The organism is Rhodanobacter sp. Soil_C_14, from assembly GCF_057657335.1.
In genome coordinates, this window is record NZ_JBDGIQ010000009.1 from 13,817 (window position 1) to 27,312 (window position 13,496).

The 13,496-nt window shown below is 67.6% G+C and carries 15 protein-coding genes; 6 read left to right on the top strand and 9 right to left on the bottom strand.

All coding sequences use genetic code 11. From position 1 onward, the window contains the following. Positions 1 to 206: 206 nt before the first annotated feature. Positions 207 to 554 carry an MGMT family protein gene (locus AC3A56_RS16785; RefSeq protein ID WP_487771114.1) on the bottom strand — a complete coding sequence of 116 codons (348 nt, stop codon included), beginning with the start codon at positions 552 to 554 and terminating at the stop codon, positions 207 to 209. 66 nt (positions 555 to 620) lie between these two features. Between AC3A56_RS16785 and AC3A56_RS16790 the strand changes: the two genes are divergently transcribed. Beyond that, positions 621 to 1,025, top strand: coding sequence for a hypothetical protein (locus tag AC3A56_RS16790; RefSeq protein WP_056717063.1), 405 nt, complete (start codon positions 621 to 623; stop codon positions 1,023 to 1,025). Positions 1,026 to 1,037: 12 nt separating this feature from the next. Here AC3A56_RS16790 and AC3A56_RS16795 read toward each other — a convergent pair whose 3' ends face one another. Next, positions 1,038 to 2,150: an inorganic phosphate transporter gene (locus tag AC3A56_RS16795; protein ID WP_056717062.1), complete on the bottom strand. Its 1,113-nt coding sequence runs from the start codon at positions 2,148 to 2,150 to the stop codon at positions 1,038 to 1,040. A gap of 78 nt (positions 2,151 to 2,228) precedes the next feature. After that, on the bottom strand, positions 2,229 to 2,858 hold the full coding sequence (locus tag AC3A56_RS16800; RefSeq protein ID WP_487771115.1) for a DUF47 domain-containing protein: 630 nt from the start codon (positions 2,856 to 2,858) through the stop codon (positions 2,229 to 2,231). 146 nt (positions 2,859 to 3,004) lie between these two features. On the opposite strand from AC3A56_RS16800, the gene AC3A56_RS16805 reads away from it, so the two are divergent. Continuing rightward, positions 3,005 to 4,327, top strand: coding sequence for a hemolysin family protein (locus AC3A56_RS16805; protein WP_487771116.1), 1,323 nt, complete (start codon positions 3,005 to 3,007; stop codon positions 4,325 to 4,327). Positions 4,328 to 4,388: 61 nt separating this feature from the next. Here AC3A56_RS16805 and AC3A56_RS16810 read toward each other — a convergent pair whose 3' ends face one another. Next, positions 4,389 to 5,147 carry an RNA methyltransferase gene (locus tag AC3A56_RS16810; RefSeq protein WP_487771117.1) on the bottom strand — a complete coding sequence of 253 codons (759 nt, stop codon included), beginning with the start codon at positions 5,145 to 5,147 and terminating at the stop codon, positions 4,389 to 4,391. 113 nt (positions 5,148 to 5,260) lie between these two features. Between AC3A56_RS16810 and AC3A56_RS16815 the strand changes: the two genes are divergently transcribed. Next, the gene (locus AC3A56_RS16815) at positions 5,261 to 6,064 is read left to right on the top strand and encodes an inositol monophosphatase family protein (protein ID WP_056717059.1); all 804 of its coding nucleotides are present in this window, start codon (positions 5,261 to 5,263) and stop codon (positions 6,062 to 6,064) included. A gap of 77 nt (positions 6,065 to 6,141) precedes the next feature. On the opposite strand, the gene AC3A56_RS16820 is transcribed toward AC3A56_RS16815, so the two are convergent. The 4 genes from AC3A56_RS16820 to AC3A56_RS16835 form a co-directional block, all read right to left on the bottom strand. Beyond that, the gene (locus AC3A56_RS16820) at positions 6,142 to 6,315 is read right to left on the bottom strand and encodes a hypothetical protein (protein WP_157581863.1); all 174 of its coding nucleotides are present in this window, start codon (positions 6,313 to 6,315) and stop codon (positions 6,142 to 6,144) included. Between the two features lie 128 nt (positions 6,316 to 6,443). After that, on the bottom strand, positions 6,444 to 7,151 hold the full coding sequence (gene hda / locus AC3A56_RS16825) for a DnaA regulatory inactivator Hda (protein ID WP_487771118.1): 708 nt from the start codon (positions 7,149 to 7,151) through the stop codon (positions 6,444 to 6,446). Beyond that, positions 7,148 to 8,323 (bottom strand): AI-2E family transporter, encoded by a 1,176-nt coding sequence (locus AC3A56_RS16830; protein WP_056767135.1) that lies wholly within the window; start codon positions 8,321 to 8,323, stop codon positions 7,148 to 7,150. The genes hda and AC3A56_RS16830 overlap by 4 nt, the downstream gene beginning before the upstream one ends. A 4-nt stretch (positions 8,324 to 8,327) precedes the next feature. Continuing rightward, positions 8,328 to 9,311 carry a DUF2066 domain-containing protein gene (locus tag AC3A56_RS16835; RefSeq protein ID WP_056767137.1) on the bottom strand — a complete coding sequence of 328 codons (984 nt, stop codon included), beginning with the start codon at positions 9,309 to 9,311 and terminating at the stop codon, positions 8,328 to 8,330. Positions 9,312 to 9,477: 166 nt separating this feature from the next. On the opposite strand from AC3A56_RS16835, the gene purM reads away from it, so the two are divergent. Genes purM through AC3A56_RS16850 form a run of 3 tightly spaced genes read left to right on the top strand, consistent with a single transcriptional unit; the run spans position 9,478 to position 11,919 of the window. Beyond that, positions 9,478 to 10,506, top strand: a complete 1,029-nt coding sequence (gene purM, locus AC3A56_RS16840; RefSeq protein WP_487771119.1) for a phosphoribosylformylglycinamidine cyclo-ligase — start codon at positions 9,478 to 9,480, stop codon at positions 10,504 to 10,506. A gap of 5 nt (positions 10,507 to 10,511) precedes the next feature. After that, the gene (gene purN, locus AC3A56_RS16845) at positions 10,512 to 11,177 is read left to right on the top strand and encodes a phosphoribosylglycinamide formyltransferase (RefSeq protein WP_056767141.1); all 666 of its coding nucleotides are present in this window, start codon (positions 10,512 to 10,514) and stop codon (positions 11,175 to 11,177) included. Positions 11,178 to 11,211: 34 nt separating this feature from the next. Further along, entirely contained in the window at positions 11,212 to 11,919 is a 708-nt protein-coding gene (locus tag AC3A56_RS16850) for a DUF3108 domain-containing protein (protein ID WP_487771120.1), read from the top strand. Positions 11,920 to 12,150: 231 nt separating this feature from the next. On the opposite strand, the gene murA is transcribed toward AC3A56_RS16850, so the two are convergent. Continuing rightward, positions 12,151 to 13,410 (bottom strand): UDP-N-acetylglucosamine 1-carboxyvinyltransferase, encoded by a 1,260-nt coding sequence (murA, locus tag AC3A56_RS16855; protein WP_056717052.1) that lies wholly within the window; start codon positions 13,408 to 13,410, stop codon positions 12,151 to 12,153. Positions 13,411 to 13,496 lie beyond the last annotated feature (86 nt).

The window sequence follows — 13,496 nt, forward strand, 5'->3', positions numbered from 1 at the left end:
ATGCTAGCAAATGCAGGGGCGCCGCTTCGCGCAAGCGGGTGTGCGCGGGACGCGCGAGGGCTTGTGGGTTGGCGATGACAGGGGGCTTCTCCCCTTCCGTGGGCGGAGAGAAGAGGCGAAGGCAAGGGGCGCTTTGGCTTGTTGGGGCTTCCCTCTCCTCAATCCTCTCCCGCAAGCGGGAGAGGAGGCGAACGCAAGAGGCGCTTTTACTCTATTGGAGCGGGGGGGCCCCACAGCGCGTGGTCGAGATCGGCGTCGAGGCCGAAACGCGACAGGGGAACGCGACCGTTCTTTACCTCGACGCCTTCGGCACGCAGGCGGCGCGACTGTTCGCGGAAGCCGCGGCTGCCCGGCGGCATCGCGATGTGCCCGCTGGAACGCAGCACGCGGTACCACGGCAGTTCCATGCCGTCGGGCACTTCGCCCAGCAGCCGGCCGACGAGGCGCGCGCGACCGGGCAGGCCGGCGCGTGCGGCGATCGCGCCGTAGCTGGCCACGCGTCCTTGCGGAATGGCGGCGATGGCGGCGTAGATGCGGGCGGCGGCATCGTTCATGGTTCACGCGGCGCAGGGGAATCCGTGTCAGAGTAGCTTCCGACCTTCGCCAGCGGAAGCCGCACCATGCGCCACTTCGAAGCCGTGCGTTCCCACATCGGCAGCCTGCACGAGCTGCGCCACAACGATCCCTACCTGATCAGCTTTGACCTGCAGCTGGCGCAGGATCGCAGCCAGGGGATCTACCTGGCCGAGCTCGAGGACGAGGCGGGACGACGCTATCTGCGCATCTCCACGCCGGTGGGTCCGCTGGCCGGCACCGACCCGAACCGCTGCCTGCGCTTCAACTGGCAACAGCGCACCGGTTTCCTCGCGGTCGCCGACCTGGACGGCTCGCCCTATCTGCACCTGTGCGAAAACCGCCCCTACGAATTCCTCGACCAGGCCGAGCTGCAACGCGTGGTCGGCGAGCTTGGCACGCTGGGCGACGAGCTGGAGCAGCTCATCGCCAACAGCAGCGATTCGCTGTAGCCGAAACTTCGCTCAGGACACCAGCCGGAACAGCAGCACCAGGCCGTAGGCCAGCAACGCGGTGATAGGCAGGGTCAGGATCCATGCCCACACCATCCGCTCGACCACCGACCAGCGGATCGCATTGAAGCGCTTGGCCGCGCCCACGCCCATGATCGAGGCGGACACGTTGTGGGTGGTCGACACGGGAATGCCGAACACCGACGCCACCAGGATCACCGCGGCGGAGCTGGTTTCGGCGGCGAAGCCGTTGATCGGATGCAGCTTGACCATCTTGTGACCCAGCGTCTTGATGATGCGCCAGCCACCGCCGGCCGTGCCGGCGGCCATGGTCAGTGCCGATACCACCTTCACCCACACCGGGATTTCGAAACCGCCGGCCGGGTTGCCGTCGATGCGCAGGAAGCTCAACCAGTGTGGCAACTGGTCGAACTGGTGGGCGGCGGTGCCGCCGGCCAGTGCCAGCGCGATGATGCCCATGCTCTTCTGCGCGTCGTTCATGCCGTGCGCCACGCCCATCGCGCCCGCCGACAGGATCTGCGCCTTGCCGAAGAACGCGTTGACGAACGGCGTGCGCCCGAACCGACGCGACCAGCCCTGCCGGTTGGCGAACCAGGCCAGCAACGCGTACAGCGCACCCATCAGCAGGAAGCTGATGATGAAGCCGCCCAGCGGCGACAGCACCATCGGCACGATCACTTTGGGGATCACGCCGTGGCCCTTGAACACACTGCCCTCGACCCAGATCACCGAATCGAAGTTGTTGCCCGAGGCGGCGATCGCCGCACCGACCAGCGAACCGACCAGCGCATGGCTGGAGCTGGACGGCAGGCCCAGCCACCAGGTGATCAGGTTCCACACGATCGCCGCCAGCAGCGCGCAGATCAGCAGCTGCGAACTCATCTCGATGACGCCGGCATTGATCAGCCCCGAGGCGATCGTGGCGGCCACCGCCGTGCCCATGAACGCGCCGACCAGGTTGGTGCCGGCCGCCATCAGTACGGCCTGTCCCGGCGTCAGCACCTTGGTCGCCACCACGGTGGCGATCGAGTTGGCGGTATCGTGGAAACCGTTGATGTAGGTGAAGGCCAGCGCGATCACCACCACCGCTATGACGATGCTCATGGGCGCTCACCGCAGCTGGGAGAAATCCCGCACGGCGTCGCAGGCCGGCTTGCAATGCACAGGGTCACGGGCGTGGCCTCAGGAGTTCTTCAGCACGATCGAGTAGACGATGTTGCCGACGTCACGGCACTTGTCGATGGCCTTCTCGATCAGCTCGAACAGATCCTTGGACAACATCGCCCGCATCACGTCGCCGCCTTCCACGTACAGCGTGCGGTACGGCGCCAGCAGCATGCGGTCGCCTTCGGACTCCAGCGCCTGCAGGCGATCCTGCAGCTTCTTCACCGGGTCGATGCGCAGGCCGCGGCGCAGCTCGTGCACCATCTGCACCACCACCGCGCTGGACTGCTCCAGCACCAGCGCGCGCTGGGCGAAATCCACGCCGACCAGGCGCCCGGCCACGATCTCATAGCGCTCGGCGAACTTCTCCACGGTCTTGGGAATCTTGTACAGGGCGGAGTTCAGGGCCTCGATGTCCTCGCGATCCAGCGCGGTCACGAAGGTGTTGACCAGGCCTTCGCTGATCTGCGCAGCCAGTTCCTTTTCGCGCGCCCGGGTCACCGCGAACGCGGCCATCACCTGCTCGGCGCCCGACCGGGTCAGCAGTTCGTGCAGCGCCTTGGCGCTTTCGTGGGCAGTCTCGGCGCTCTGTTCGAGCAAACCGTAGAACTTGTCGCCTTTGCCGAAAATCGTCTGCAGTGAAAACATGCGGGCCACGCCTGATCGAACGGAATGACCGGGATGTTACAGGACTGCCGTGCTGCCCTGCATCAATCCGCATCCATCGGCGGGGTGATGCGCAGGGTCAACACCACTTACACTGTGCCCATGCACCCTCCCCCATCATCGCCGCGATGCTGACCCAAATCGCGCTCGTCCTCGTCCTGGCCCTGTGCAACGGCTTCTTCGCGCTGTCGGAGATGGCCCTGGTGGCTTCGCGCAAGAGCCGCCTCAAGCAGATGGCCCTGAACAGCCGCAAGGCAGCCGCGGCATTGCGCCACGCCGAGGCGCCGGAGCACTTCCTGTCCACCGTGCAGGTCGGCATCACCCTGGTCATGCTGATCACCGGCGCGATCGCCGGCGACGCGCTGGGCGGCCACATTGCCGCCGCCCTGGAGGGCACGCGCCTGACCTGGCTGCTGCCCTACGCGCGGATCATCGGCATCGTGCTCGGCTTCGTGCTGATCTCGTACATCCAGATCGTGTTCGGCGAACTGGTGCCCAAGCGGCTGGCGCTGGCCTCGCCGGAGAAGGTGGCCTCCTACGTGGCCATCCCGATGCTGGTGCTGTCGCGGATCACCGCGCCGTTCGTGTGGCTGCTGAACCATTCCAGCAACCTGCTGCTGCGCATGTTGCGGGTCAACCAGCTCGGTAGCGGCATGGTCACCGAGGAGGAGATCCGCCTGCTGGTGGCCGAGAGCGCCGAACAGGGCGTGCTGGACCCGGATGAGCACAACATGGTGAACCGGGTGCTGCGCCTGGGCGACCGCACGGTGGACAGCGTGATGACCCCGCGCATGCGCATCGCCTGGCTGGACATCGCCGGCACCCGCGAGGAAAACATCGAGGTGCTGCGCGAAACGCCGTATTCGCGCTACCCGGTCTACCGCGGCGACGAGAGCGACGTGGTCGGCGTAGTCGAGGTCAAGCGCCTGCTGCACAGCTTCGCCGAAGGCATGCCGGAACTGTTCGAACACCTGTCGAAACCCCTGTTCGTGCCCTCCGCCGCCCGCGCGCTGGACCTGCTGGAGGAATTCCGCGACGCCGAGACGCCGCTGGCGCTGGTGGTCGACGAGTACGGTGACATCGAGGGCGTGGTCACCGTCAACGACCTGCTGGCCGCCGTGGTGGGCGCCAGCCAGATCGGCCACGGCGGAGGCAACGAGGCCAGCCCGATCATGCAGCGCGCCGATGGCAGCTGGCTGATCGACGGCAGCCTGCCCACCGACGACCTGCGCGAACTGCTGCAGATCAGCACGCTGCCGGGCGAGGACGAGCACGATTTCCGCACCGTCGCCGGCATGGTGATGACGGCGCTGGGCCATGTGCCGCAGACCGGCGAAGTGTTCGCCTGGCATGGCATCCGCTTCGAAGTGGTCGACCTCGACGGCGCCCGCATCGACAAGCTGCTGGTCACGCCGGCACCGTCGCTGGAACCGTCCGACGACGAGCAGTAAGGCCAAGAGCACCGCACCTCGGCCCTCCCCTGCTGCACAGGGGAGGGAGCAAGCAAGCTACTTACCGATCTTTCGCCAGCCCGGCCATCCGCTGGGCGTCGGCCAGGATGCCGTGCAGCACGCGCAACTCGCGTTCGTCCGGCTGGGCGCGCTGGAACAGCTTGCGCAGGCGCAGCATGATCGTGGTGGGCTCGCGGCCCTTGTGGAATTCGATGTCGTCCAGGGTCTGCCCCAGGTGGAGGTAGAACTGCTCCATCTGCGCGGCGTCGGCCGGCGGCTCGTCGTGCTCGGGCGGCGGCGCGGGCAAGTCGTCGCCCAGCATCGCCAGGCGCACCTCGTAGGCCATCACCTGCACCGCCTGCGACAGGTTCAGCGAACTGAAGTCGTCCACGCTGGGGATCCGCACCATCGCGTGGCAGCGCGCCAGTTCCTCGTTCTCCAGCCCGGTGCGCTCGTTGCCGAACACCAGCGCCACCTGCTCCCCGCGCATCGCCGCCGCCAGCACCTGTTGCGCCGCCTCGCGGGGGGAAATTTCCGGCAGGTTCACCCCGCGCCGGCGCGCCGACAAGCCCAACGCCAGGCTGGTGCCGGCCAGGCCTTCAACCAGCTCGCGATGGATGCCGGCCCCGGCCAGCACGTCGTCCGCGCCCGCAGCCAGCGCATTGGCCTCCGGGTCGGGGAAGCGGTACGGCGTCACCAGCTCCAGTCGCTGGAAGCCCATCGTGCGGATCGCCCGCGCCGCGCTGCCGATATTGCCCGGATGCGAGGTGCGCACCAGCACGTAACGGATGCGGGCGGCGAGGTCGTGGAGATCGGTCATGCGCTGGGCGGATTGGCGGTGCGGGTCGACAAGGATAGTGGACAAGGGCGCCCGGGGCTCGCCTCTGCTAGAATCGCCGGCCGCAAACCCGCTCTCTTCCAAAGTCGATACCCATGGCCAGACCACACGTCACGATCGCGGCGCGCGCCGCGCGTTCAGCAGGCAATGTGATCCTGCGCTACATGAACCGCATCGACGGGCTGAACATCGTCGAGAAGCAGCAGATGGACTTCGTCTCCGAAGTCGACAAGCTGGCCGAGGCGGAAATCATCAAGGAGCTGCGCCGCGCCTATCCCGACCACGCGATCCTCGCCGAGGAAAGCGGCGCGATCGGCAAGGGCCCGCTGACCTGGGTGATCGACCCGCTGGACGGCACCCACAACTACCTGCGCGGCATCCCGCACTTCAGCGTCTCCATCGCGCTGCTGGAAAAGGGCGTGCCGATCCACGCCGTGGTGTTCGACCCGCTGCGCGACGAGCTGTACACCGCCAGCAAGGGCGACGGCGCCTACCTCAACGACCGCCGCATGCGCGTGTCCAAACGCGAGAACCTGGGCGGCGCGATGATCGCCACCGGCTTCCCGTACCGCCAGCGCGAACACCTGGTGCCGCAGTTGGACATGACCCGCGCCATCCTCGGCCAGGCCGAGGACATCCGCCGCTCCGGCTCCGCCGCGCTCGACCTGGCCTACGTCGCCGCCGGCCGCTACGACGGCTACTTCGAGATCGGCCTGAAGCCGTGGGACATGGCCGCTGGCGTGCTGCTGGTGCATGAAGCGGGCGGTCGCTACTGCGACTTCGCCGGCCGCGACGGCATCCCGGAAAGCGGCAACATCGTCGCCGGCAACCTCAACGTGGCCAAGGCCATGGTCGACGCGATCGGTCAGCAGGCGACGCCGGCGTTGCTCAAGGCCTGAGCGCCTCCCCCCTTCCGTGAAAAAACAACGGTGCCCATGGGCACCGTTGTTTTTGTCATAACGAAACTGGCTCTGCGTCAGCGTGACGCCTGCGCCTGCCGCAGCCGTTTCATGAGAGCCTGCACGAAAAGCAGGTCGGTGACGGAATCGCCCATATCCTCGTCTTCGCTCAAGAGCAATTGCGCCTCGTACTTTTTCAGCGAAAGCAGCAGATACGTCAGTTCCCTGTCTGTGAATTCGAGTGCACTCATCGGTGTTCCAGGTCAATAAATGGAAGTAACAAGATCAATGCCGCGCAGGCTGAACGGAACTTGCGCAACCAACGAAAGGAAGGCGGAAACCGGCATCTTGCGAGTAACCGACAATCGTCCGAGTCGACTCAATATCCTGATTCGTCAGCCTCGCGCAGGAAGCTGCGCAGGAATGGCACGGTGATCCGCCGCTGCGCCGCCAGCGAGGCCTGATCCAGCTTGTCGAGCAGGTCGAGCAGCGCGCCGAGGTCGCGGGCGTAGCGGGCGAACAGCCAATCCAGCACGCTGTCGTCCAGTTCGATGCCGCGTGACGCGGCCTGCGCTTTCAGCACCATGCGGCGTTCGTCGTCGTCCAGCGGTTTCAGCGCGAACTGGGTGCAGGCACCGAGGCGCGAGCGCAGGTCGGGCAGTTCGATGCCGAGCCGGGTGGGCGTGGCGTCGGCGGCGAACAGCAGGGCGCTGCCTTCGGCGCGGGCGCGGTTGTAGAGGTCGAACAGCGCGTGTTCCGCGTCGCGGTTGCCGGCAATGGCGCCCAGGTCGTCCAGGGCCAGCAGTTCGCTGCCGGCGACGCCGCGCAAGGCCGCGGCATGGTCGGCGATCGTCGCCAGCGGCAGGTATTGCACGCGCCGTTCGGCGGCGATGGCAGCCTGGCAGGCGGCCATCAACAGATGGCTGCGGCCGCTACCGCTGGCGCCATGCAGGTAAACCCACGGTGCACCGGGCTGCAGCGCCAACGCCTGCACCGCGGCCAGTGCGGCGGCATTCGCGCCGGCGTGGAAGTGTTCGAAGCGCTGCCGACGCGGCCAGCGCAGCGCGAGCGGCAACTGCGGGATCATGGCGTGGACGAGTCGCCCGGCGATGCCACGTCGACCGCGGAAGTCTCGACCTCACCATCGCGGTGCACGGCCACATCCACCTCGGCGATCACCGGATCGTCTGGCCCTTCCTCGTTGTACAGCTCGCTCATCCGGTAGCGTTCGATCAGGTAGCGCAGCAGCACCATGATCACCGACGCCGCCGGCAGTGCCAGCAGCACGCCGAGGAAGCCGAACAGGTAGCCGCCGGCCAGCACCGCGAACATCACCGCCACCGGGTGCAGGCCGATCTTGTCGCCGACCAGCTTGGGCACCAGCACGTAGCCTTCCAGCAACTGGCCGACCGCGAACACGCCGCAGACCAGCAGCACGTGGGTCCAGTCGCCGTACTGCACCAGCGCGGCGATGATCGCCGCCACGAAGCCGATGATGAAACCCAGGTACGGCACGAAGCTGAGCAGGCCGGCGACCATGCCGATCAGCAGGCCCACTTGCAGCCCGACCATGCCCAGACCGGCGCCGTAGAAGACGCCCAGCGCCAGCATCACCAGCAACTGGCCGCGCACGAAGGCGCCGAGGATCTTGTCCGACTCGCTGGCCAGGTGCGCGATGGTGGGCTGGATCGAGCGCGGCAGCATACCGTCGATCTTCGCCACCAGCCGATCCCAGTCGCGCAGCAGGTAGAACGCCACCACCGGGATCAGCACCAGGTTGGTCAGCGCCATGGCGATGCCCAGGCCCGAACGCGAGACCTTGCCGATCACCGCGGTGGCGACGCCGCCGATCGAGCCGATGTGTTCCTTGATCGCCGTCAGCATCCGGTCGCTGTCGAAGGTGTGCGGGTCCAGGTGCAGTCGCGCCTGCAGCCACGGCCACACGGTGTTCTGCGCCCAGTCGCCATAGCGCGGCAGGTTGCCGACCAGGTTTTCGACCTGGCGCGCGATCAGCGGGATCAACAGCAGCAGCACGCCGACCACCGCCACCAGGATCACCACGAACACGATCGTGGCCGCCCACATCCGGTTGAGGCCGAGCCGCTCCAGCCGGTCGGCCAGCGGGTCGCCCAGATAGGCCAGCATCGCGGCCACCGCGAACGGCATCAGCACCGGCGCCAGCAGCCACATCAGGTAGCCGATCACCAGCACGATCGCCAGCAGCTGCCAGCGCCGCGAAATGTCCCTGTCCTGATTCATCCCGTCACCTCAGCCAGCGCAGGTTCGCGTCGGCGCCCGGATGCGGTTCGCCCTGCAGCAGCAGGTGGCCGCCCGCGGCGAGGTTGGCGGCCAGCGCGCTGATCGGAACCGCCGCCTTGATGTCCAGCAGCACGGCATCGTTCTGCGCGCCCAGGGTCAGCACCTGTTTCACCGTCGGGTCGTCCTGCAAGGTGGAGATCAGCCTGGCGTAATCCATCGCGCTGTCCAGCCCGCTGACCCACAGCTTGCCCTCGCTGGGGCCGGCGCCAATCACGTTGAGCTGCTTGCCCAGCCGGTCGACCAGACCGTTGCCGGCATCGCCCAGCAGGCTGTCCGCGCTCGCGCCCTGCGCAGTCCAGTGCTGGGCCTGGCCGCCGGAAATCAGCGTCCAGTCCGCGCTGTTGCCGGCGAGCTTGCCCAGCAGGACCAGGCCGGTGCGGTATTGCTGGTTGACCCCGGCCAGCGCCGCCGGGTCGGCGGCGGCGATCTTGGCCGGATCGGGCGCGCTGGCCGCATCGGGATACACCACGTTGATGCCGCGCGCGTTGGCACTGGCCGCCAGGCTGGCCAGTGCCGTCTGGTCGAGCAGATGACCATTGCCGTCCTGCACCAGCAGCAGCACGGGCGGCTTGATGCCCGCGCTTTGCACGCCCAGCTTCGAGACCAGCCGGCGCACCGAACCGGGCTCGAAATCCACGTTCAGGATCAGCCCGGTGGCGGCGCGCTGGTACTGGAATTTCTGCACCATGGAGGTGGCCTTGCCCAGGGCATCGGCGTAACCGGCGTTGCTGCGCAGATCCTGCCCGCCGGCGACCCGCGTCAGCACCTGGGCCAGCGCGGTGGAGAACGCCTGGTCGCGCTGGGCGTCGCTGGTGTCGGCCACCGGCACCACCACCGAATACGGCGAGCCGGCGAGCTGGGCATGCAGGGACGGCAAGGCGGCAAAAGCCAGCAGCAAGGTGAGCATCAGCAGGCGGGACAGGCGCATGGGGCAGGCATCTTCTTGGAGAAATCTCCCGGGAAGTCTGCCCAATAGTGTCCCCAGCGTCCATCGCGACGGTGTCGAAGCCGGCGAAGGCGAACGGCAACGGCGCCACAAGCTGGTAAACTTGCGCGTTTCACCCACGCCGCAGATCCTGACCAAGGTCCTCGCCATGTCTGACGCCCTCACCTACCGCGCCGCCGGCGTCGATATCGATGCCGGCAATGCGCTGGTCGAACGCATCAAGCCGCTGGTCAAGCGCACCCTGCGGCCCGAGGTGATGGGCGGGCTCGGCGGCTTCGGCGGCCTGTTCGACCTTTCCGGCCGCTACAGGGAGCCGGTGCTGGTCTCGGGCACCGACGGCGTGGGCACCAAGCTGAAGCTGGCGCAGATGCTGAACCGCCACGACACGATCGGCATCGACCTGGTCGGCATGTGCGTCAACGACGTGCTGGTGCAGGGCGCCGAGCCGCTGTTCTTCCTCGATTACTTCGCCACCGGCAAGCTGGACGTGGACACCGCCGCGGCCGTGGTCGGCGGCATCGCCACCGGCTGCGAGCTGGCCGGCTGTGCCCTGATCGGCGGCGAGACCGCCGAGATGCCAGACATGTATCCGCCGGGCGAATACGACCTGGCCGGCTTCACCGTGGCCGCGGTGGAAAAGTCGCAGATGCTGACCGGCGACGCGATCGTGGCCGGCGACATGGTGCTGGGCGTGGCCTCCAGCGGCCCGCATTCGAACGGTTACTCGCTGGTGCGCAAGATCCTCGATCGGGCGGGCAGCCCGCTGGATCTCGACCTCGGCGGCGTGAAGCTGGTCGACGCGCTGATGGCGCCCACCACGATCTACGTCAAGCCGATGCTGGAATTGCTGAAGAATGAAACCGTCCACGGCATGGCTCACATCACCGGTGGCGGCCTGAAGGAAAACATCATTCGCGTGGTGCCGGATGGCCTCGGCATTGCACTGGATGCCGCCGCGATCGTGCTGCCGCCCGTATTCGACTGGCTGATGCGCGAAGGCAACGTGGCACGCGAGGAAATGTGGCGCACGTTCAACTGCGGCGTCGGCTTCACCGTGATCCTGCCGCGCGATGCGGTGGCCGGCGCGTCCGCGCTGCTGGCCACGCACGGCCTGGCCAGCTCGGTGATCGGCGAGATCGTGCCCGCGCAGGGCGACGAGCGCGTGCATATCGGCTGATCCGTTTGGCCTCCGCACCCGCCAAGGTCGCCGTGCTCGCCTCCGGGCGCGGCAGCAATCTCGCCGCCCTGCTCGACGCGCGTGCGCGCGGCGAACTGCCGGTCGAATTCGTGCTGGTGGGCAGCGACAAGGCCACCGCCGGTGCGCTGCGGCTGGCCGAAGCCGCCGGCATCGCCACCCTGGCGCTGGACCCGCGCAGCTACGCGGATCGGCGCGCGTTCGATCTCGACCTGTTCGAACGAATCACCGACAGCGGCGCCGAATGGCTGGTGCTGGCCGGCTTCATGCGCATCCTCGACGGCGAGGCGCTGCGACCGTGGGCGGGGCGCATCATCAATATCCATCCCTCGCTGCTGCCGAAATACCGGGGCCTGCACACGCATCGTCGCGCGCTGGAAGCCGGCGACGCCGAGCATGGCGCCAGCGTGCATTTCGTCACTGCCGAGCTGGACGGCGGCCCGGTGATCGCCCAGGCGCGCCTGCCGATCGTGGCCGACGACGACGAACAGTCGCTGGCCCAGCGGTTGCTGCCACTGGAACACCGCCTGCTGCCGGCGGTGCTGGCCGACCTGGCCCACGGTCGACTGCAATGGGACGGCCACGGCCCACGCTTCGACGGCCAGTCGCTGGCGATGCCATTGCAACTGGGCGAGCACGGGCTGCAGCCTTAAAGCAGGTTCAGCCCGGCCTGCGCAGACTCGGCGCATGACTATCCGATCCCTGCTTGCTCCCCTGCTCGGCCTTGGCCTGCTGTTCGGCAGCCACGCCGCCGCAGCCACCCAACCCCAGGCCTTCACCGCCACCTACGACGTGCTGCAGGGTGGCCAGCCCATGGGCGTCGCCACGATCCGGTTGCACGCGGCCGGCGACGGCCAGTGGATCTACAGCAAGGACGTCAAGGGCACCGGCGGACTGGCCGCCCTGCTCGGCGCCAGCGTCAGCGAATCCTCGCGTTTCCGCTGGAAAGGCGACGTGCCCGAGGCGATCAGCTACGACTACCGGATGCAGGCCGCAGTGAAGCAGAAGCAGCGACACCTGGTGGTGGACTGGGCGGAAAACCGGGTCAGCGTCGACGAGGGCAAGGGCGCGCAGAGCTATCCCGCCAGTCCCGGCATGGTCGAACGCAACACCCTGGCGCTGGCGCTGGGGTTGGCGCTGCGCGACGGCAGGCAGCAGATCGCCCTGCCGGTGGCGGTACGCCAGGAAGTGCAGACGCAGAACTTCAAGGTCAGCGGCAAGGAAACCGTCAAGGTACCCGCCGGCAGCTTCGACGCCGAACGCATCGACCGCACCGACGCCGACCGCGGCTTCAGCGCCTGGTACGCCCCCGACCGCTACCCGCTGCCAGTGAAACTGGCCCAGCACGACGGCGGCGACCTGGTGCTGGAGCTGGTGAGCTACCGGGCCGAGTAAGCCCAAACCCGCATCCCCGGCAGACCCGCCGCCCCGGCAAACCCGTAGCCCCGGCAAACCCGTAGCCCCGAGAGCACCTTGATCCCTCCCCCTGCTCGCAGGGGGAGGAAGGGAGGGGGTAGCTCAGGCCCTCGAGGAAAATCGGCGGAACCCGCGGGGTAGCCCAAGCCCTCGCGGAAAAATGGGGCGGAACCAGCCCCTGCTACGCAGAAGAGGGAGCAAGACGAAGGATCAGTTCGGCAGACGCCGAATCTTCGCGCCAAGAACGCCGAGCTTCTCCTCGATGTTCTCGTAGCCGCGATCGATGTGGTAGACGCGGTCGACGGTGGTGTCGCCCTTGGCCACCAGGCCGGCCAGCACCAGGCAGGCCGAAGCGCGCAGGTCGGTGGCCATGATCGGCGCGCCGCTCATCCGGGACACGCCCTGGATCACCGCGGTGTTGCCTTCGAGCTGGATGTTCGCACCCAGTCGCTGCAATTCCTGCGCATGCATGAAACGGTTCTCGAACACCGTCTCGGTCACCACGCCTGTGCCTTCGGCCACGCAATTGAGCGCGGTGAACTGCGCCTGCATGTCGGTGGGGAACGCAGGGTATGGCGCGGTGCTGATGTTGACCGCCTTCGGCCGACGGCCACCCATGTCCAGCTCGATCCAGTCGTCGCCGGTGGAGATGTGTGCGCCGGTCTCTTCCAGCTTGGCCAGCACGGCCTCCAGCGAGCTGGCCCGGGCATGGCGGGCACGCACCTTGCCGCCGGTCATCGCCGCGCCGACCAGGTAAGTGCCGGTTTCGATGCGGTCGGGCAGCACGTCGTGCTGGGCGCCGTGCAGTCGTTCGACGCCATGGATCACCATGGTCGAGGTGCCCACGCCCTCGATCTGCGCGCCCATCGCGATCAGGCAGTGCGCCAGGTCGACCACTTCCGGCTCCTGCGCCGCGTTCTCGATCACCGTGGTGCCCTGCGCCAGCGTGGCCGCCATCATGATGTTCTCGGTGCCGGTGACGGTGACCATGTCCATCACGATGCGTGCGCCCTTCAGCCGCGATGCCTTCGCCTTGATGTAGCCGTTTTCGACCGTGATCTCGGCGCCCAGCGCCTGCAGGCCGCGGATGTGCTGGTCGACCGGACGCGAGCCGATCGCGCAGCCGCCCGGCAGCGAGACCTCGGCCTGGCCGAAGCGCGCCACCAGCGGCCCCAGCACCAGGATCGAGGCGCGCATCGTGCGCACCAGGTCGTAGGGCGCCACGCAGGTGCTGGTGGTGCGCGGGTCGACGTGCATCTTCATGCGGTCGTCGAGCACCAGTCGCACGCCCATCTGACCGAGCAGCTCGATGAAGGTGGTGACGTCATGCAGGTGCGGCACGTTGCCGATGCTCACCGGCTCGTCGGCCAGCAGGCACGCAGCGAGGATGGGCAGCACGGCGTTCTTGGCGCCGGAAATGGCAACCTCGCCGTTGAGTGGCGTGCCGCCGCTGATCAGGATTTTGGCCATGGGTGCAGGGAATCGGGAATGGAGAATCGGGAATGGGAAATCGGAGGAGTCGAGGTCGGGCGCGGAACTGGACGGAATGGCCTTTG